Origin of the sequence: Nostoc sp. JL31 (genome assembly GCF_017114965.1) — a bacterium.
GTDB classification, from domain to species: domain Bacteria; phylum Cyanobacteriota; class Cyanobacteriia; order Cyanobacteriales; family Nostocaceae; genus Nostoc; species Nostoc punctiforme_A.
The window spans coordinates 40,530-59,951 of sequence record NZ_JABXKO010000022.1; the positions used below are offsets into that span (position 1 = coordinate 40,530).

Annotated in this window: 16 protein-coding genes and 1 pseudogene; 7 read left to right on the forward strand and 10 right to left on the reverse strand. The window is 40.7% G+C overall.

Annotated features, from left to right (window positions below; all coding sequences use genetic code 11):
• Positions 1-79 precede the first annotated feature (79 nt).
• From HWQ43_RS03870 to HWQ43_RS03880, 3 genes are read left to right on the forward strand one after another with little or no spacing between them, the layout of a single operon-like run.
• Complete coding sequence (locus tag HWQ43_RS03870) at positions 80-1,057, forward strand: ABC transporter substrate-binding protein (protein ID WP_292730484.1); 978 nt, start codon at positions 80-82, stop codon at positions 1,055-1,057.
• Positions 1,058-1,066: 9 nt separating this feature from the next.
• Complete coding sequence (locus tag HWQ43_RS03875; RefSeq protein WP_292730486.1) at positions 1,067-3,730, forward strand: hybrid sensor histidine kinase/response regulator; 2,664 nt, start codon at positions 1,067-1,069, stop codon at positions 3,728-3,730.
• Entirely contained in the window at positions 3,720-5,087 is a 1,368-nt protein-coding gene (locus HWQ43_RS03880; protein WP_292730488.1) for a diguanylate cyclase, read from the forward strand. The genes HWQ43_RS03875 and HWQ43_RS03880 overlap by 11 nt, the downstream gene beginning before the upstream one ends.
• A gap of 77 nt (positions 5,088-5,164) precedes the next feature.
• Here HWQ43_RS03880 and aat read toward each other — a convergent pair whose 3' ends face one another.
• Complete coding sequence (aat, locus tag HWQ43_RS03885) at positions 5,165-5,740, reverse strand: leucyl/phenylalanyl-tRNA--protein transferase (protein ID WP_292730490.1); 576 nt, start codon at positions 5,738-5,740, stop codon at positions 5,165-5,167.
• A gap of 101 nt (positions 5,741-5,841) precedes the next feature.
• Here aat and HWQ43_RS03890 point away from each other — a divergent pair, with 101 nt between their 5' ends.
• On the forward strand, positions 5,842-6,171 hold the full coding sequence (locus HWQ43_RS03890; RefSeq protein WP_012410384.1) for a hypothetical protein: 330 nt from the start codon (positions 5,842-5,844) through the stop codon (positions 6,169-6,171).
• Positions 6,172-6,227: 56 nt separating this feature from the next.
• On the opposite strand, the gene rpsN is transcribed toward HWQ43_RS03890, so the two are convergent.
• The 6 genes from rpsN to HWQ43_RS03920 form a co-directional block, all read right to left on the reverse strand.
• Positions 6,228-6,530, reverse strand: coding sequence for a 30S ribosomal protein S14 (gene rpsN / locus HWQ43_RS03895; RefSeq protein WP_012410383.1), 303 nt, complete (start codon positions 6,528-6,530; stop codon positions 6,228-6,230).
• A 76-nt stretch (positions 6,531-6,606) separates the two neighbouring features.
• Positions 6,607-7,296 (reverse strand): endonuclease III, encoded by a 690-nt coding sequence (gene nth, locus HWQ43_RS03900; protein ID WP_292730492.1) that lies wholly within the window; start codon positions 7,294-7,296, stop codon positions 6,607-6,609.
• Positions 7,272-8,372 (reverse strand): RIP metalloprotease RseP, encoded by a 1,101-nt coding sequence (gene rseP, locus HWQ43_RS03905; RefSeq protein WP_292730494.1) that lies wholly within the window; start codon positions 8,370-8,372, stop codon positions 7,272-7,274. Before rseP ends, nth begins: the two co-directional genes overlap by 25 nt.
• A gap of 90 nt (positions 8,373-8,462) precedes the next feature.
• Positions 8,463-9,743, reverse strand: a complete 1,281-nt coding sequence (serS, locus tag HWQ43_RS03910; RefSeq protein WP_292730496.1) for a serine--tRNA ligase — start codon at positions 9,741-9,743, stop codon at positions 8,463-8,465.
• 153 nt (positions 9,744-9,896) lie between these two features.
• Entirely contained in the window at positions 9,897-10,097 is a 201-nt protein-coding gene (locus HWQ43_RS03915; RefSeq protein ID WP_194044275.1) for a hypothetical protein, read from the reverse strand.
• 392 nt (positions 10,098-10,489) lie between these two features.
• A complete protein-coding gene (locus tag HWQ43_RS03920; RefSeq protein ID WP_292730500.1) occupies positions 10,490-11,068 on the reverse strand; it encodes a DUF3611 family protein in 579 nt (192 codons plus the stop codon).
• A gap of 666 nt (positions 11,069-11,734) precedes the next feature.
• Here HWQ43_RS03920 and HWQ43_RS03925 point away from each other — a divergent pair.
• Together HWQ43_RS03925 and HWQ43_RS03930 are read left to right on the forward strand one after the other, a co-directional pair.
• Positions 11,735-12,082 carry a PadR family transcriptional regulator gene (locus HWQ43_RS03925; RefSeq protein ID WP_292730501.1) on the forward strand — a complete coding sequence of 116 codons (348 nt, stop codon included), beginning with the start codon at positions 11,735-11,737 and terminating at the stop codon, positions 12,080-12,082.
• Between the two features lie 52 nt (positions 12,083-12,134).
• Positions 12,135-12,665 carry a cofactor assembly of complex C subunit B gene (locus HWQ43_RS03930; protein ID WP_292730503.1) on the forward strand — a complete coding sequence of 177 codons (531 nt, stop codon included), beginning with the start codon at positions 12,135-12,137 and terminating at the stop codon, positions 12,663-12,665.
• Positions 12,666-13,116: 451 nt separating this feature from the next.
• Here the strand turns inward: HWQ43_RS03930 and HWQ43_RS03935 are convergent, their stop codons facing one another.
• A complete protein-coding gene (locus HWQ43_RS03935) occupies positions 13,117-13,434 on the reverse strand; it encodes a DUF3155 domain-containing protein (protein ID WP_041566316.1) in 318 nt (105 codons plus the stop codon).
• A 286-nt stretch (positions 13,435-13,720) separates the two neighbouring features.
• Between HWQ43_RS03935 and HWQ43_RS03940 the strand changes: the two genes are divergently transcribed.
• A complete protein-coding gene (locus HWQ43_RS03940) occupies positions 13,721-15,076 on the forward strand; it encodes an ATP-binding protein (protein WP_292730505.1) in 1,356 nt (451 codons plus the stop codon).
• A gap of 106 nt (positions 15,077-15,182) precedes the next feature.
• Here HWQ43_RS03940 and HWQ43_RS03945 read toward each other — a convergent pair whose 3' ends face one another.
• Positions 15,183-16,424: an S-layer homology domain-containing protein gene (locus tag HWQ43_RS03945; RefSeq protein WP_292730507.1), complete on the reverse strand. Its 1,242-nt coding sequence runs from the start codon at positions 16,422-16,424 to the stop codon at positions 15,183-15,185.
• A 786-nt stretch (positions 16,425-17,210) separates the two neighbouring features.
• Positions 17,211-17,852, reverse strand: a pseudogene (locus tag HWQ43_RS03950) (S-layer homology domain-containing protein); the annotation flags it as partial.
• Between the last annotated feature and the right edge of the window lie 1,570 nt (positions 17,853-19,422).

Consider the following 19,422-nt stretch of genomic DNA (forward strand, 5'->3'; position numbering starts at 1 on the left):
CACGACAATTTAAATTTTAACAATTAGTTTGTTTAGCTGAATCTTTGATTAACAATAATTAAAAAACATCAAAAATTCTATGCTGAAACTACTCAAATACATTAGAATTTTCCTCATTACTCCCTGTTTACTACTTGCTTGTAATATTTCAGCACCAACTGAAGTAAAACGCCCTCCATTGAAAGTGACATTTGCATCTTTTGTTGGAGAGTTTCCAGGCATAATTGCTCAAGAAAAAGGATTCTTCAAAGCCCAAGGGGTAGATGTAGAACTAATTCATAAACAATACCCCCAATTGGAACAAGCAAACTTCAATGCGGGTAAGTATGATGGGATTACATCGTCCTTGGGAAATTTTATAATCTTGAGTGCCACAAATCCAGATATACAAGGGGCGATCGTTATAGATGAATCAATAGGAGCAGATGTGGTAGTCGCCCAATCAAAAATTAAAACCGTCGCTGATTTGAAAGGGAAAAAGCTGGGTGCAAATCTAGGCGGTTTTAGCGAACTTTTTGTGACTGAAATGTTGAAAACTGCCAACTTAACCAGTGATGATCTGAACTTGGTTAAATTAGAGGCTTTAGAAATCCCTCAACACCTGAAAAATAATACTATTCAAGCCGGACACACTTGGGAACCCCATCTCTCTGAAGCGATGAAATTAGGGGGAAATATCCTATTTACGAGCAAACAAACCCCTGGCTTGATTTTAGATTTGATTATCTTTCGCGGTGAGACAATCCGCGATCGCCCCGAGGATCTTCGTGCATTTGTGCAAGGATGGCTGCAAGCCTCGACCTACTGGAAAGCAAATGTTGAGGAAGGAAACGCGATCGTCAGCAAAGCGTTAAAAATTCCGCTCAATACTCTCTCTCTAGAGGGAATAAACCTAACTGATTTAGGTGAAAATCAAAAATATTTTCAATCTAGCAACCCTAACTCCATTTACAAAACGGCCAAGATATATGCAGACTTTTTTATTCGCTCTGGAAACATTACACGTATTCCTGAGCTAAAAAGTTTGTTCAATTCTTCCTTCTTGAATCCCCTCTAGTTTGAAGTTATGCAGCACTCCTTTTTGGGCGGCATCCGTACAAAGTTAATCGCCTCGTTTCTCGTTGTTGCCTTGATTCCGTTGCTGTTATTGGCATTTGTCAACAAACAGACAACCGAAAAAGCACTAACTGACAACGCCCGACAAGCCCTATCTGCGGCGGCTAACGAAACCGCTAACAGAATAGATGCCTTTATTGATGGAAATCTCAATGCCGTGCGCGTAGAGGCAATTTTACCAGGTTTGGCACGCTACCTCAGCCTTACTCCAGAAAAGCGAGATGGCAGCCCCGAAATGCAATTGGCGACAGAAACATTAATCCGTCTCAGTCGCAAAGATATGCTCAATATTCTCTCTTATGCTTTGCTCGACTTAAACGGTAAAAATGTATTGGATACACGTACACTGAATATTGGCAAAGATGAATCAGTTCAAGATTATTTTAAAAAACCGCTACAAACTGGTTTCTCCTTTGTTTCTAGCATGAAGCGATCGCCGACAATTCCCGATCTTATTACCCTCTTTTTTAGCAGTCCAGTTCGCAATGCCAAGGGAGATATATTGGGGATATTGCGTGTTTCATATAATGCTACTGTTGTTCAGCAATTTGTAACTCGACAAACTGAACGGGCTGGAGCAAAATCTTTTGCGATTCTTTTAGATGACAATAATATTTATCTGGCACATAGTACTGCACCAGAACTGCTGTTTAAATCAATTGTACCTCTGCCTGATGATGTTGTAACTCAACTGCAATGGGAAGGTCGTTTGCCTAATTATTCTCTCAAAGAATTGGCAACTAATGAGTCAAAACTTAAACAAGCATTGGATAATAAACAGTCTTATTTAATTGCATCTTTGTCAGCAACAGGAAATCAGGTTAATTTGATTGCGATCGCTAGTTTGCAATATAAACCTTGGTCTGTGTTGTTTGCACGACCCCTTGCTGTTGCTCTAGCACCTGTAGAAAAGCAAATTCGTGACACAATTTTTCTATTTGCATTGATCGCTGGAGTAGTGACAATCATTGCTTTTGTCATTGGGCAACTGCTGACTAAGCCAATAATTTATCTTACCAATATAGTTTTCCAGTTTACCGCAGGTAACTTAGATATTCGCGCTAAAAATAACTCAAAAGACGAAATAGGTCAACTGGCAAAATCGTTTAACAACATGGCACTTCAGCTACAAACATCTTTTGAGACTTTGGAACAACGGGTACAGGAGATAACAGCAGAGTTAGCCATTGCTAAAGAAAAAGCCGAAGTAGCAAATCAAGCTAAAAGTTTATTTATTGCTAATATGAGTCATGAATTGCGATCGCCCCTCAATGCTGTTCTAGGTTTTTCTCAATTAATGTTACGTGCTAAAAACTTGCCTGCCGAGCATTATGAAAATGCGGGGATAATTTATCATAGTGGTGATTATTTATTAACGCTCATTAATAATATTCTCGATTTATCAAAAATAGAAGCGGGTCAAACTACTCTTAACCCCAGAGATTTTGACTTGTATCGCTTGCTGGATGACTTAGAAGATATGCTACATTTACAGGCAAGTAATCAAGGCTTAAATTTAATATTTCAACGTGGTGAAAATGTCCCATGTTATATTTGCACAGATGATTTAAAACTTCGGCAAGTATTAATTAATTTGATTAGTAATGCCATTAAGTTTACTCAAAAAGGAACAATTAGTTTAACAGTAAATAATACTAGTGAAGAAATTACAGATATTTTAACTCTTGATTTTAAAGTCTGTGATACAGGAGTGGGGATTGCAGCCACAGAATTACCCAAACTATTTAATGCTTTTTCCCAAGCCCAAGCTGGAAAAGAATCCCAAGAAGGAACGGGTTTAGGTTTAGCAATTAGTCACAAATTTATTCAGTTAATGGGAGGAGATATTTCTGTTGAAAGTAAATTAGGAATCGGGACAACTTTTAAATTTTATATTCAAGCAAAATTAGGCCAGCCAACCAATATAAATACTTTAGAAGTACATCCAAAAGTCTTAGAACTTGCACCAGGACAACCTATATATAAATTATTAATAGTAGATGATAAAGCGATTAATCGCCAATTATTAATTAAACTTTTACAACCGTTAGGGTTTGAGATGAAAGAAGCTAGTAATGGCAAAGAAGCGATCGCTATTTGGAATGAATGGGAACCCCACCTGATTTGGATGGATATGCGAATGCCTGTCATGGACGGTTACGAAGCTACAAAATATATCAAGTCCACTACAAAGGGGAATGCTACAGCTATAATTGCTCTGACGGCAAGTGTTTTAGAAGAAGAAAAAGCGATCGTCCTTTCAGCAGGGTGTGATGACTTTCTCCGCAAACCTTTTGCAGAACATACAATTTTTGACACACTAGCCAAACATCTTGGTGTCAAATATATATTTGCTGAAAATAATTATTCAAACTTGGAATATATAGAAAAAACTTCTTTAACATCCAACAATCTAATTTGTATGTCTCCAGAGTGGATTAATCAATTCTATAAAGCTGCTTTAGAAGCAAATACTAATCGGGTCATAGAATTAATTAGAGATATTCCCAAAACAGAAACATTTTTAATTCAATCTTTAACAAAACTTGCTCGTCAATTTGAATTTGAGGAATTGGTTGATTTAGCCGAACCCCTGAGAAGCAATGAATCTTGATTCTGATAAAGAAAATAAAGGTAATATTCTCTTAGTAGACGACAGTCCCAAGAATTTACATTTATTAAGTGATTCTTTGGTCAAACTCGGCTACACTGTTCGCAGCGTCACAAGTGGGCGGATGGCACTAAAAACAGTAAAGGCGAAGCGACCAGATATTATTCTTTTAGATATCAAGATGCCAGAAATGGATGGCTATCAAGTTTGTAGAACTCTGAAAGCAGATGAAGTTCTACGCACCATTCCGGTTATTTTTATTAGTGCTTTAGATGATGTTTTCGATAAAGTGATAGCCTTTGAGTCAGGGGGCATAGATTACATCACCAAACCCTTTCAGATGGAAGAAGTTGTAGCGCGCCTAGAAAATCAATTAACCATTCAACGTCAGCAAAGGCTTCTAGAACAAGAAAATATTAAGCGTAAGGAAACAGAAGAGATACTGTATCAGTCCAGGGCAATGCTAGCCAGTATTTTGAATAGTTCACTAGATGGTATTGCCGCTATGCAAGCTGTTCGCAACCCTACAACCGGGTACATTGAGGATTTTCGTTGTTTAGTTGTGAACTCTGTCATTGCTAGAGCCTTCGGAAGCAAATGTGAAGAGATGATTGGCAAATTAGTACTCAAAAAACTCTTAGCCCATCTAGAACCAGAACTCTTTAATCACTTTGTTAATCTTGTTGAAACGGGGGAAGCTTTAAAACGGGATTTTTACCATCCATTAGGCAATTCTTGCTGGTATCACTTTGTTGCAGTCAAACTAGATGATGGTTTTGCTATTACCATACGCGACATTACTGGACGTAAACAAATTGAATTGGCTCTCCAAGATGCCAATCAGAAACTAGAACAACTGGCAAATTTAGATGGCTTGACTCAGGTGGCTAACCGTCGTTGCTTTGATGCACGACTAAAAGCAGAATGGAAACGCCTTGCACGAGAACAACAACCCCTGTCACTGATTATGTTTGACGTTGATAAATTCAAACTTTACAACGATTACTATGGTCATCTTGCAGGCGATGATTGTCTAATGAGGATAGCGCAAAGAGTTCAACAGACAATTTATCGTCCTGCCGATTTAGTGGCGCGTTATGGTGGAGAAGAATTTTTGGTACTCTTGCCTAATACTGACTTAACGGGAGCGATTAAAGTAGCCCAAAGTATTCAGCAAGCAATTCATGCTCTGGCTATTCCTCATGTACAGTCTGATGTCAAGAATATCATCACCGTTAGTTTAGGAATTACCTCTCGCATACCCATTTGGAATATCAAGCCAGATACACTCATTGCCTCAGCAGATAAAGCACTGTACCATGCCAAACAAAATGGGCGCGATCGCTATTCTAATGATTGAAACATTTTTTATAGCAATACCTTCATTCCCGCCATTACTACATCAGTAACAATCACATCCGAGGCTTTTTTATAAAATTATACTAAGCTACAAGCACGTTGCAACGCTTGCTGAAGTAAATATTGATATTCTTTATCCCCAACCCGATAAGCGCCAAACCTTTCCAAATGGGGATTCATCATTTGGGCATCAAAAAATACAAATTCCCTCTGACGCAATTTTTCTACCAACTTGACCATCGCCACCTTTGAACCTTCGGGAATGCGGTAAAACATCGACTCGCCAATAAAAGCCCCACCAATCACAATCCCTAAAATTCCCCCAGCTAATTCGTCACCCTGCCAAGTTTCAAAACTGTAAGCGTAACCCTTCTGGTAAAGTAGCCAGTAAATCTTTTCCAATTCCGGTGAAATCCAAGTTGTCTCTCTGTCAGCACAGCCAGCCACTACAGCTTGGAAGTCCCGATTAATTGCCACAGTAAACCGTTCTTGATTCAGAACGCGCTGTAAAGACTTGGGGTAGCGAAACCGCTCATCCAAAGGAATAAAAGTCCGATCGCGACTTCCGTACCAACTCAGGCGATCGCGTTCATCAGCCATGAGAAAATAGCCTTGGGCATAGCCCTCAACAATAGCGGCGATATCATATTGCATAAATAAATATAAAAAAACACTCTTAGAAACGCAATTTGATGCTAAGAGTCAACCTCAGCGTTCCTCTGCGTTTCCCTCCGCGTCCCTCTGCGTTAAAAAAAATGACTCAACCAATTCCACCCATCACCCTACCACCGCCCGAAAACCCCCTACTCGAAGGTGAATGGTTACGAGAACGCTTACAACGGTGGCTAGATACAGAATTTATCCCCGAAGCAGTCAACCAAAATATTGCCCAACGAGCCGCACAGATTTTTGTGCGTCAACGGATGGAAGGAGAAAATGACCTTGGTTCTCTGGTAATTGCCATTGTCACAGAGATGCAGTCCTATGATTTTTCCAATAGCTTCTACGGAGAGTTTGCGATCGCCAACGCCGTCAGCGATCTACTCTTAGAAAGTCTGGGAATTGATAAGTGTTGTGGTCAATAATATTTTGTCATTAGTCCTTTGTTATTTACCAATGACTAATGACTAATGACTCTTGACTACCAACTAGACTTAACAACTCCAGGTAAAAGACCTTCATGCGCCCATTCTCGCAGTACGTTCCGAGACAACCCAAAATCGCGGTAAACACCTCTAGAACGACCAGTCAACCAGCAACGGTTGCGGTGACGGGTAGGCGCACTATTCCGGGGTAGCTGTTGAATCTTCCGGTGGATTTCTAGCTTATCCAAAGGAGATGCTGCACTTCTGAACTCTTCCAAAAGAGCTTCCCGCTTGTCAGCATACTTTTCTATCAACCTAGTGCGCTTTTTCTCGCGCTCAATCATGCTCTTTTTAGCCATATATTCTCTAACTTATTTAAAGACACCGTTTTCCATTCTACAGTCTCTCCATCAATTCTGGGGTTACTTGTGTCGCTTATCCGACAACCACTGGCTTATTTGCAGCAGGACATAAATCAGCAAGCTCACAAGCAATGCAGACGGGAGAGCGTGCTTTACAAATAGCACGACCGTGATAAATCAGCCGAATTGACCAATTTTCCCAATCAGGCTGAGGCAATAAACCCATTAAATCTTGCTCAATCCGAACCGGGTCTTTTGCTTCAGTTAAACCCAAACGTCCGGTGAGGCGCTTAACGTGAGTATCTACTGTCACGCCAACATTAATACCATAAGCATGAGCCAGAACGACATTTGCTGTCTTGCGCGCCACACCAGGAAGCTTTAATAATTGCTCCATTTGGTTGGGGACAACAGAGTTAAACTCAGTGACAATCATCCGACAGGCGGCTTGAATGTTCTTGGCTTTATTGCGATAAAACCCAGTTGAACGCACCAAACTTTCTAATTCTACCAAGTCAGCGATCGCTAAACTCTCAGCATCAGGAAACTTACCAAATAAAGCTGGTGTCACCTTATTCACTCGCTCATCAGTACACTGAGCAGAGAGAATCGTTGCCACCAACAATTGTACTGGCGTTGAGTAGTTCAAAGAGCAAGTAGCATCTGGATAAAGACGCTTCAGACGAGCTAAAATTTCTATTGCCCGTTGCTTTTTAGATAACGATTTGCGGGTAATGCTCACTGGAACAATTTTTGTACCCACTCCAATTGGCTAGTTAATTGGGTAGTTTCTTTGACTATCAGAAAAATTCCTAAGCCTAAGAGTAATACCAAACCAGTTTGCATTACACCTTCTTGAATCCGGGACGGTACAGGCTTACCGCGCAAGCCTTCAATCAGCAGAAAAGCCAGTTGTCCGCCATCCAAGGCTGGCAAAGGCAAAATATTGATAATAGCCAAATTAATGCTGATAATTGCCGCAAAAGACAACAGATTTACACTATTGTCCTCAGCTAATTTCGCACCTATTTTGACGATATTAACTGGCCCAGAAACTTGTCCAGCAGTTTGTTGAAAATTGGTAATCAACTGTCCAAAACCGCTCAGTGTCCCAACAAATAATTGTTGAAACCTGTTAGCAGCAAGACCGAAAATTTCAAAAGGACTATTCGGACGGCGATAAACTGCTGTAGCATTTGGACTAAGTGCCACACCAACTACACCTTTGCCATCGGCTCCTAGCTTTGGTGTTAATTTCAGGGTTTGTTCTTGATTTTCGCGCAGAATTTTCAGTTCTATTTGCTGATTGGGATGAGTTTGAATTTCTTTTGTCAGCAAAGGAGTTGATTTATCAGAAGCCGGGAGTTCTTGACCATTAACAGCCAGAATAATATCTCCTTCCCGAATTCCTGCTTGATAGGCAACAGATTCTTGATTAACAGGCTGTACAATCACACCAGCTTGATAGTTTAATTCTTTGGGAATACCAACGATACCCAATTGCAGAACCAGCACCAAATAGGCAAATATTAAATTTGCGATCACTCCGGCACTGATGACAATAGCCCGGTCTAAAACTGGACGGTTACGCAGCAGATTTGGGTCATTGGGTGGAACATCGCTATCGGGGTCATCATCAGGAAAGCCCACAAAGCCGCCCAAAGGAAAGGCGCGGATAGCATATTCGGTTTGTGAACCTTGGTACTTCAAAAGAACTGGGCCAAAACCCAAAGAAAAACGGTTAACGAGAATGCCTTGAGAACGTGCTGCAACAAAATGTCCCAACTCGTGTACCAAGATCAAAACAGCCAAGACTGCGATCGCTGCTAAAACTGACATAGAGTAAATTTAGTGAAGATATTAAGCTATAGTTATCTCCATTCTAATTGGGCATTGGGCATTGGGCATTGGTAAAAGACTAAGGACAAATTACAAAAGTTCACGCCCAAAATAAGGTTGCAGGACTTCTGGTATCCTCACCGTCCCATCAGATTGTTGATAATTCTCCAAAATTGCTGCCATCGTCCTTCCCACCGCCAAACCCGAACCATTCAGAGTGTGTACGAACTGAGTGCCTTTCTTCCCCGCCTCTTTAAAGCGAATATCAGCCCGTCGCGCCTGGAAATCTATAGTATTGGAACAGCTAGAAATTTCGCGGTATTTGCCAGAAGAGGGCAACCAAACCTCTAAATCATAAGTTTTGGTAGAGGCAAATCCCAAATCTCCAGTACTTAAATTTACTACTCTGTATGGCAACTTCAACGCCTGTAAAATTGCTTCTGCATTCCCTACCAATTTCTCCAGTTCATCAAAAGACGTACTAGGTTCGACAAATTTCACCATTTCCACCTTGTTGAACTGATGCAGGCGAATTAATCCCCGCATATCACGCCCATAGCTACCAGCTTCGCGGCGAAAACAGGGAGTATAAGCACAGTGGTAAATAGGCAAATCCTCAGCAGCGAGAATTTCACCCCGGTAGAGATTTGTAACTGGAACTTCAGCTGTCGGAATCAGCCATAAATCATCATCAGCGCATTTAAAGCTTTCTTCCGCAAACTTGGGTAACTGACCGGTCGCCGTCAAAGACTCAGTATTAACTAACAGCGGTGGACTGACTTCCACATACCCAGCCTGAGTATGGAGACTCAGCATAAATTGAATTAATGCCCTCTCCAATGCCGCACCAGCGCCCATCAATGTCACAAATCGACTTTGGGCAACTTTTACAGCTCGTTCAACATTGAGAATACCCAGCTTTTCGCCAATTTCCCAGTGAGGGAGAATATTCGGATTTTGGGGAATGTACTGATCACCCCAACGGCGCACTTCTACGTTATCTTCCTCATTCTTTCCAAGGGGTGTAGAGTCGCTTGGCAAGTTGGGAAGTGCCAACACAAGTTGAGCAATTTCGGCTTTGAGGTTTTTTTCTTGGGGTTCCAGTTGACTCAACGTCACTTTTACAGAGTTACCTTCATCCCGCAAAGCTTGAATTTCTGGGTCTTGAGGATTGATCCCAGATTTAATCTTCTGACCGAAAATTTTACCAATTTCGTTGCTACGGGCTTGGAGTTGACTACGCGTCCCCTCAAGTTCCCGTTGTTGCCGATCTAACAGTAATATCGGTTCTATGTCGTATTTACCACTACGACTATTCAATCGTTCTTGAACTAATTGCGGATTTTCCCGTATTTGCTTGATATCCAGCACAGATTTTTCTCAGTTTTTAGCCTATTATCTACCTGCCAACACATCAGCATATACTGATTTTGGCTTCGTGTGAGCAGAAAAGCAAGCATTTCAATTTTTCTAGCCCTGGCAAGATTGGCAGGGCTAGAAAAATTGAAAATCCAAAATTTGGGATTAATCTTCTGATTTTCTAGACTCCTGAGTGTTTGCAGGTGAGGGTAGCCAGTAGGCAAGTACACCTGATAAACCACTCCAGTACACTGCCTGATTTTGGCTATTATCGCGTTCCATAAAGATTAGGGAACTACATAATCCAATCATCAATGTGCTAAAAAGTACTTGTATACCAAACTTCCAAATTTCTAGTTTTTTCATAGTGTAAGACCTCTAATAAAGATTAATTCACCCTGATAACGGTTCTAATATCACTCTTTAGATGGGTGCTAATATAACTGGTATTATTATCCACACTCTAATTTAATAATTTCGGAAAACTTCAATCAACATATTTGAATTATTGCTACCGCTGAAAAAGAGGAGAAAAGAAGTCAAAGAAATTGCTAATTTTTGACTATTACCTTTTCTTCTGACCAAAACAGAAAAGGATACAAGCCCCTAAATTTATTTATGGACAAGAAAAAAGATTTATTTCGAGATACGAAGCATGAGAAATAATTTATCCTTATTTCAAGCCCCTAAATTTATTTATGGGGATAATAATTTTGAATTTTGAATTTTGAATTCCCTGAAGGGGTTGACTCCCTTTTTTAAGGTCGGTTAATGCGATTGAGTAACCAAAGTGACGCCACCAGCCCTGCAAAGTGGGCTGAGACGGTGTTGGTGTTTGCCTGTACTACAAGCATATCTAGACCGCTAATAATTCGGGTAGGGTCAAAAAATTGGGTAGTTATCGCTTGTGGAGATATGGATCGCGCTACCAGTGTGCCAACGATCGCTTGCGCCCCCAAAAGGGTCACTAGGGTTCCTCCTAAATTCACCCACACACCTAAGCGTAATACTTGCACAGTCTCGCTTTTCCGAGGGCGGTTGCTGGGATTGGAGGATTCCAATTGCTTGCCAATTCTCGTGTAACGGTAAGCTAAATAAATCCCCCCACCTAAAACAACCAGTCCACAAATTGCTAAAAATACACCAAAGCCAGTCCCAGGATTATTACTAGGACTGCCAGTTCTTTGATTAAAGATGGCGAACAGTAGCACAATTATGCTAGAAACAACGCCTAGTACTAGCTGAATCCAGAAGCTAATCCAACCTGTAAGGCGAAAAGTTTGGGCAATTGCCCTAAGAGTTGAGGAAGATGATGGGGCATCGGGAGTTTGTGACATAGCGATCGCTAATATGCTGGGTGCTTGATAAAAGAAGACGAGGATGAGAGGACGAAAGAATGCGAGGACACGGAGAGTTCTTTCCCTACGTCTCCCCTCTCCTGTCTTCTTTCCCCTAGTATGTAGCGCCTTCTTTGATCAATTTACTATTACACTTGCCAAATAAGACAAGAAATTCTGCGATCGAGGAAATCAGAAATAGTTACTGCTTAAGTGTGTCTACTGACGTAGCAGCTTGATCCCAGATATATCCCTTCGCTGAAGATTTGAGAATTTACATTGGGAAAATCACTGTAAAACAAAGTGTTTATTAAGTTTTACAGACAAAATAGCATTTTACCTGTAAAATTTCTTCGATGGCATTTTATTGCTTAAGCAGTTCTAAGCAGCTCGGCATCAGTTAACACCAAGATAGTGACTCTCTCACTGTCTGTTCGCTCCTCACCACACCGTATCGAGCTTGAGTGAGGGTACATTGTTTTGTGCCCTTAAAACTCGCAAACTCGCCCCACAACTTCACAGGCGTGGGTAATTGTTTGATGTTTACGCAATGGATATCTAGTCTAAGTAGCTTTATATGTATTACTCACGTAGTAGTAGCACTGTATACTGGCTACAAGGATTGTAGACTTTACCCTAAGACATTTTTTTAGCCATTCACTAACCATGAAACTTGAGGATATATATCAATTTTTTGAGAATCCTCCGCCAACTTACCTTTGTCAGGAACTAGCAGTTTGTTACATACTGTCTGTTTTATTACAAGGTGAATCCTACGGAACCGAGTTGATCGAGCAATTAGAAACTGAGTATCCCGTCTATCGGCTTTCAGATACCGTACTTTACAGTGCAATTAAATTTCTGGAAGACCAAAGTGCAATCACTGGATATTGGAAGAAACTCGAAGGACGGGGACGCCCCAGGCGGATGTACCAAGTTTCTCCCGAATGGCAAGTTCAAGCTCAGGATTTAGCTTTTCTTTGGCAACACTACATCAACGGGAGGAAAAAGTAACGAATCATTGATAATGAATAAGTCTCCTCCAGTCAAACACTAACAATTAGTTATGGATACTGCTATTCTGCCTTCTACGTTCCTGCTAACCTTGTTGTTATCGGTTGGGCTGTTTTTCTTTATTCGTGCCTCGACTAAAGACCGCACAGAAATGGCTCAACTAGTATCTGAGCAAGATGAAGCTGTTTTAATGTCTCAATTAAAAGAGTATTTTCGATCGCGGTCTTACCGAGTTGCAGCCGTAAACCGAGAACAAAATCAGGTAACTTTTGAAGGTAATGTTCGCCCCAGTTGGTTCTTAGCTATATTTCTAACTTTACTGGCAGCGACTGGGATTGTTTGTCTATCTCTGGTTACATCCCTGCTTTTTCCTAGCCTCAGTACCCTTGTTCTGGCGATGGTACTGCTGTCGCCTTTAAGTGGTCTATTTTATTGGAAAAAATCTGGAAGACTTGAGAAGGTGTCGCTCAAAGTAGAAACAACTCAGAGCGAACAAACCTCCTCAAGTAAGATCACTGTAGTCGCCCATCGAGATGAACTCGGTGAGTTGCAGAGGACTCTACAGCTCAAGCCTGGGAAATAATTTTTGATTTTTGCGACCATCTCTTAACTATGATATGCAGACTTCTGACCTGACCTACTCTTTAGGTAATGGAAAGTAGGAAGAAGAAAATCAAGATTGCTGCTTTGTCAGTTTTCCCCACGACTTTGGTCGTGGGGAAAAAATTTAAATTCATCAACTTAAATTCATTGACAGAGCAAACTTTAACCATCTACGGCATAAGAGCGCAACTTCACTAGCACTTTTAGACACGCTTGGCTCTATACCCACTCCTTTCTGCATCATCAAATTAGTATCAACCCATGCAATCTAGCGTGGTTTGAAACAGGTTCACTTTCCAACTACCTGGACTAGATTTACTGGCAAATCAGCTACAAACTAAAAAAAAATTAAATTTTGCATAAACTTAGCAATTTTGCCAGTTAATAATAGTCAGGAGCCACATTCAATGCCCAAGATGACCATCTATGGTTCACCGACTAGCTAAAGCAAGAGGTTCTTGACCTGGTGAAGGTTCTAACACCCTCAAACTAGGAAACAAGAAATGATTTTCCTCTACGTATTGAGCACCAAACAGCCCCTTTTCTGCCCAGAAATAACGATCTGTAGTGTGTTCATTTCGCTTTACAAGTAGCAACGCTGGTGGCAAAATCCCTTCAGCTTGAATGAATCTTCTAGCTGCTGTTACAGGCTTTTCTTCGCCACTTTCGATGCTATATTGAGGCACATGCTCCAAAATGCGCCGTCCTTCCTGACGACGACGACTCTTCCTTTTGCGTCTCCTTGCCAATCTATTGTCCTCCTCTTTCAAGCTATAGATTGTAGTGATAGCTACAAAATCCGTCGTCATTATATAGGTTCTAGTTCAGAATATCAATAGTTTTTAACCTTTTAATATAAGAAAGTTAATATCTTTGAAACATAGAGAAAATAAAATCACCTAAGAATATAATCTCCTAGTACAAACCATCTCTAAGAAAATTTTAGTTAAGCTTTATTAAATGAATGAGGTAAAAATTAAGTATCCTCTCTTACATCATGCCTCAAAATCTATAATCTTGAGCAAGAGCTAAAAAATGTTAATGTCTGCCAGTTCCGATTTTCTTGCTCTGTGTCGAGAGCAAATAGCGCTACTAACCCAAGGGCTGGGAGCAACTTTAAGTATTGTGTACCTAACACAAGAATTGGTAGATACTCCGTCCGGCGATGCCAAACTGATTCCTGTGGTGATTTACCCGGAAACAGCATTATTGCCGCCAGGAGAGGAAACTATTGAAGCGACGGCATACAAGCAACTTCAACTTGGAAATGCGTTTATATTACCCAATCATCAGGGAAGGTTATTGACAGCAGGTTCAGAATCTCCAACTTCGTCACGGGAGTCTGAGATACCAGATGCGTCTCAACCCGATCTCAAAGAGGAGTACTTACTTAGTGGCAACCAAATTGTTTTACCTCTGATTTATGAGGGTGTGATGATGGGGTTACTAGTGACAGGTAGGAAAGACCGGGTATGGAATGAACACGAACAAAGTCAGATTCAACGGATAGCCCAAACATTAGCGATCGCTTGTATTTTAGATCAGCGGCGAGCATGGTTTGAGCAGCAGTTACGCGAGCAACAAATTCTCCAAGAAAAACAGCGGGATTTGCTGGATAACCTGTTGCATCAGTTTCGTAACCCATTAACGGCGTTACGAACTTTTGGCAAACTGCTATTGAAACGACTACGACCAGCAGACGCTAACCGGGATGTGGCAAATAGTATTGTCAGAGAAAGCGATCGCCTTAAAGAATTACTGCAACAATTTGAACAAGTAATTGACTTGACACAGGCAGATTTAGCACCACTACATCTACCAGAAGATGAAGTATTTGTAGAAGCAACTATCCAAAAAGACGCTAAACCGCCGCTATTATTACCGGGAACGGGAGATAAAGCAGTTGACTGCTCGTTAGCAGATATATTAGAACCATTATTAATATCAGCCAAAGCGATCGCCCAAGAGCGAAAGCTAAAATTAATAACAGAAATTCAACAGAATTCATCCCTAGTACGTGCCAATATCAAAGCATTACGAGAGGTGTTAACTAACATTATTGATAATGCTTTGAAATACACTCCCACTGGTGGCAAAATTTTAATTCAGGCGGGGCAAGAAAAAGCTCATTTTCAGGGAATAGTTATTAGTGATAACGGGCCTGGCATTCCACCCCAAGATTTAGAACATCTTGGAGAACGGCATTATCGCGGTGTACAAGCGCAAACAGAAATCCCCGGCACAGGTTTGGGGTTAGCGATCGCTAAACAATTAATAGAGCAAATGCAGGGTGAAATCGAGGTTTTCAGCCCTGCAATCAACTCTAAATTCACTTCACCCAATGCGCCAGGAACTACGTTTATTATTTGGTTGCCGGAAGTTCAAAATTAGTCATTTGTCATTTGTCATTTGTCCTTTGTAAAGACTAATGGCTAATCACTGAAGTAGAGAGTTGGTCATTTGTCTTTTGTAAATACTAATGACCAATGACTAATGACTATCTTAGTGAAACCAACAAATTTTGATTGATTGTCATTTGTAAATCGGTATTTGGGTCAATGGCGATTAAGTCAACACTATTCTTGCCGAAGAACAGACCAACCAATGCACCGATACCAGCACCACCCAAGACTTCTTCTGTGGCAATGGCGCGATCGCCAGTGACAGCAGATACCGCAGTTGCCGCACCTGCGCCCAATACAGTATTCTTGATAATTGAACTAACACTAGTACCCTTCTTGACGGTTTCAGTTTTGGTAATAACGTCAGAAGTAGCGTTCAGCTGATACTCTTGACCACTGGGCAAAACCAGTTTCTCGGCAACGAATTGAGAACCACCCGTAGCAGGTTTGAGTTGACCAATAACCTGACTACCAGCAGGAATCACTACAGATCCATCTTGCGTAACCACGTTTTGAGATACTGTCAATGTCAAGGGCGATGTTTCATCCTTTGTTACCAGAATTTTTTCTGCCTTGTCATACTTCACAGCAATAGCAGTCCCTTGGGGAATTGTGACTGATGCAGATGTTGGAGTAGTAGATCCGACAGCCACAACATAGGGTGAGTTAATTGCTGAGGCTTGATTAGAACTAACTAATGCTTGGTAGATAAAAGCTGCTACTTGGGCGCGAGTGGCGGTTGCAGTTGGATTCAAGAAGTTCACATTCGGATAGTTGACCACAATTTGCTTTTGGGTTGCTGCTGCGATCGGGCTACGGGCATAGCTAGCGATGTTAGAGGCATCGTTGAAGTATTGCAGAGTGCTTTCGGTATTGCCACTGGGAGTATATGCTAGACCGTTAGCGAGGGAAACTAAAACCTGCTCGCGAGGAATAGCCTGGTTAGGTTCAAAGCGATTTCCAGGATAACCAGACAAAAAACCAATGGTATAAGCTTGCTGAATCGCACTGGATGCCCAATAGTTGCTAGGCACATCAGCAAAACTGATTGGCTGCCGTTGCTGTGCTTTTTGGAAAGCTTTGTTGACCATCGCGGCAAATTGAGCGCGTGTCACCGGTTCTTCTGGGCGGAAGCTACCATCAGGAAATCCGGCAATTACACCTCGCTGTGACAATTGTTGAATAAATTGTGCTGCCCAATAGTTAGATGAAACATCAGAAAAAGTAGTTTGAGCTAAAGATGGCGAAGCTGTAATGAAAGGCGCTACAGTACCGACTGTGACGCTCAAAGCCATAAGTGCAGCTGTTCTAGATTGCCAACAATTTAAAGTAAACATTAATTTTTAACTCCAGTCACAATTAGTTTTTTACTGTTAATTAATTAGACATTTACTGAAGCATGAGGTTCCCAATTTTTAGGTTTTTTGTAAAAACCATTACCTTAGTTATATAGTCATGGTCAAAAAATCTCTGTCAAACGAAGTAGGCAAGTAGGCGAGAATGAAACAAAGTAGATTAAGTAATGTAAAAATTTTAAGATTATTTTATCACAAGGGCTTCAGTTCTCTCTTCTCTACAAGAGACTGCGCCGAAAAGACGCTACGCGAACAATTAAGGGCTAAATTTCTCTCTGCAAACCTTCGATTATTTACGCATATTTACTTATAGACTATAAATAGTCTAATCACCGTATTATCTCTTGGCACAATTAAATAAGTATTTCAAGAAATATGGATACTGAGTCAGACGATACAGAGTATAGAATAGTTGCTTGAAAATAGAAGTTTTAAGTGTAAAAATGAAGATGATCGCACACTCTAGTTAAAGTGGCGATCGCCTATTGAATAACTATCCCTCTTTTGTCACTTTGGTAGAACCCAATCGCTGAAAGCCTTTCAGGGCTTACATCTCCAGGTTTTGGCTACAAATTTGAGTTACTGTTAGAAAATAAAAGCTCAAAGCTGGGCTACATAAAAGTTTCAGAATGTTGCTTCGATTATTATTTTCTGAAAGTGACAAAAGAGGGCTATTTAAGTCAAAAGATTCTAATTGTGACTGATACAGGTGTTGAAGTAGTAGACCCGACAACTACTGTGTATGGCGAATTAATTGCTAAGTTTTAACACGACATAGGGTGAGTTAATTGCTGAGGCTTGATTAGAACTAACCAATGCTTGGTAGATAAAAGCTGCTACCTGAGCGCGAGTAGCAGTTGCGGTTGGATTCAGTAACTTGACATTTGGATAATTCACCACAATTTGCTTTTGGGTTGCTGCGGCGATCGGGCTACGGGCATAGCTAGCGATGTTAGAGGCATCGTTGAAGTATTGCAGAGTGCTTTCGGTATTGCCACTGGGAGTATATGCTAGACCGTTAGCGAGGGAAACTAAAACCTGCTCGCGAGGAATAGCCTGGTTAGGTTCAAAGCGATTTCCAGGATAACCAGACAAAAAACCAATGGTATAAGCTTGCTGAATCGCACTGGATGCCCAATAGTTGCTAGGCACATCAGCAAAACTGATTGGCTGCCGTTGCTGTGCTTTTTGGAAAGCTTTGTTGACCATCGCGGCAAATTGAGCGCGTGTCACCGGTTCTTCTGGGCGGAAGCTACCATCGGGAAATCCGGCAATTACACCTCGCTGAGATAATTGTTGAATAAATTGTGCTGCCCAATAGTTAGATGAAACATCAGAAAAAGCAGTTTGAGCTAAAGATAGCGGGGAGCATCCCACTTTGATGAGTTTGTCTTGCAAAGGATAATTCACTGGATCGCAAACAAAATCCGCTGACTTAGCCTCTATAGATGTCCGCGTTGGCGGATTTTGTTTCTCTAGCGATTTCCAATTCTCAGAGATTTTTTCGAGAGTGGGATGCTTACTTAAAAACTGTGAGTCTGCAACAATATCGTGAGTCCCCTTGACACTTATCTTAGAACTATTCAGATAAATATTGTAATCATAAACAACGTTTGCATTTTTAGTGTTATTGTTAATATTTTTTCCAGGAAAAGCATAGAGAATGTTCCTTAAAATTCTGACATCGGATGAGGTATGAGCAAATATTTGTCCACCATTAAGTTCTGGACTCTGATTATTCAAAAAAGCTGTGTTATTTACAATATCAACATGCTCACTTAAAAATGCATGAATTCCTGAACCACCATTATTAAATGCAAGATTGTTTTTAACTAAAGTACGTCCTTTATATGCACCCAATTTTGAGTTTTCATCATTTCTTGTACTATCGATAATAATGCCATTGCCGTCTGTGATCTTTCCAACTGCAATCCAAGGGATGTACATGCGATTGTTGTAGGTCTTGTTGTTGGTAACAAACATCTTATATCCCTGGTTGTTGTCAGAATTCCAATTACTCAACATTGAAATGCCACTGCAACCATAAACGCTGTACCAGGCATTATTAAATACCACATTATTATCTATTGTCACATAGTCCGCTTGAATCGCTGAAATACCTGCTCCTCCACAGTCATGTACTTTGTTGTTCAGAATACGGATGTGATGAACATGACCATTCGTTCGACCATCAACGTTGATGCAGTTTCCATTCGTCAGTGGGTTTTGTTTGTTAGTCTTCTCACTCATCGCGTAATCAAGGGTGATATTGGCATTGTTTCCTATAACCTCTAGCCCGTTGATCTCGATATATGAAGCTTTATTTGAAATTGTGATACCATTCCATGTATTGTGCTGAATTTTTGGGAAATGCCCAGGATATGCTTTATACCTAATCCATGCATTTGCAGTCCCAGAACGTTTAATACTTACTACACTCCCAGCTTTGTCTGTATTTGTGTATACTCCGTTCATAATCAGTACTGTATCGCCAGGGTTCGTAAGGTCTGCTGCCTTTTGAATTGTTTTAAAGGCGGATGAAGTAGAAAGTCCGCTATTATTGTCGTTTCCAGTACCACTAACATAGTATGTTTTCGGTGTTGAATTGGCGCTGATTAGCTCACGGCTAGATAGGCTCACTTCCTTGTTAGTGGATGCCTGACGGACGTTTTCAACTAAAGATACTTTTATATTGTCTCCCGGAACCAAAAGACTTAATAATACGGGAATTGCAAGATATGTGCTTAAATTTAAACCTTGAATTACCACAAGAAAAAGCTCCTTGATCGCCACTACTTAACAAAAGTATCAGGATATTCCATGATTTTGAATACTCTTTTAGATACAGAATACAATAGAGACAACTTTTAAATAAGTATTACAATCAATATCGATATCGATATTGATTAAGACGATATAAAGGTGCAATAGTTGCTGATCAATAGAAGTTTTGAGGGTTAAAAATAAAGGCGATCGCACA

Bases quoted from the DNA above. Each gene is read 5' to 3' on its own strand.
- HWQ43_RS03870 (WP_292730484.1), top strand. From the start codon at position 80: ATGCTGAAACTACTCAAATACATTAGAATTTTCCTCATTACTCCCTGT.
- HWQ43_RS03875 (WP_292730486.1), top strand. From the start codon at position 1,067: ATGCAGCACTCCTTTTTGGGCGGCATCCGTACAAAGTTAATCGCCTCG.
- HWQ43_RS03880 (WP_292730488.1), top strand. From the start codon at position 3,720: ATGAATCTTGATTCTGATAAAGAAAATAAAGGTAATATTCTCTTAGTA.
- aat (WP_292730490.1), bottom strand. From the start codon at position 5,740: ATGCAATATGATATCGCCGCTATTGTTGAGGGCTATGCCCAAGGCTAT.
- HWQ43_RS03890 (WP_012410384.1), top strand. From the start codon at position 5,842: ATGACTCAACCAATTCCACCCATCACCCTACCACCGCCCGAAAACCCC.
- rpsN (WP_012410383.1), bottom strand. From the start codon at position 6,530: ATGGCTAAAAAGAGCATGATTGAGCGCGAGAAAAAGCGCACTAGGTTG.
- rseP (WP_292730494.1), bottom strand. From the start codon at position 8,372: ATGTCAGTTTTAGCAGCGATCGCAGTCTTGGCTGTTTTGATCTTGGTA.
- HWQ43_RS03915 (WP_194044275.1), bottom strand. From the start codon at position 10,097: ATGAAAAAACTAGAAATTTGGAAGTTTGGTATACAAGTACTTTTTAGC.
- HWQ43_RS03920 (WP_292730500.1), bottom strand. From the start codon at position 11,068: ATGTCACAAACTCCCGATGCCCCATCATCTTCCTCAACTCTTAGGGCA.
- HWQ43_RS03925 (WP_292730501.1), top strand. From the start codon at position 11,735: ATGAAACTTGAGGATATATATCAATTTTTTGAGAATCCTCCGCCAACT.
- HWQ43_RS03930 (WP_292730503.1), top strand. From the start codon at position 12,135: ATGGATACTGCTATTCTGCCTTCTACGTTCCTGCTAACCTTGTTGTTA.
- HWQ43_RS03940 (WP_292730505.1), top strand. From the start codon at position 13,721: ATGTTAATGTCTGCCAGTTCCGATTTTCTTGCTCTGTGTCGAGAGCAA.
- HWQ43_RS03945 (WP_292730507.1), bottom strand. From the start codon at position 16,424: ATGTTTACTTTAAATTGTTGGCAATCTAGAACAGCTGCACTTATGGCT.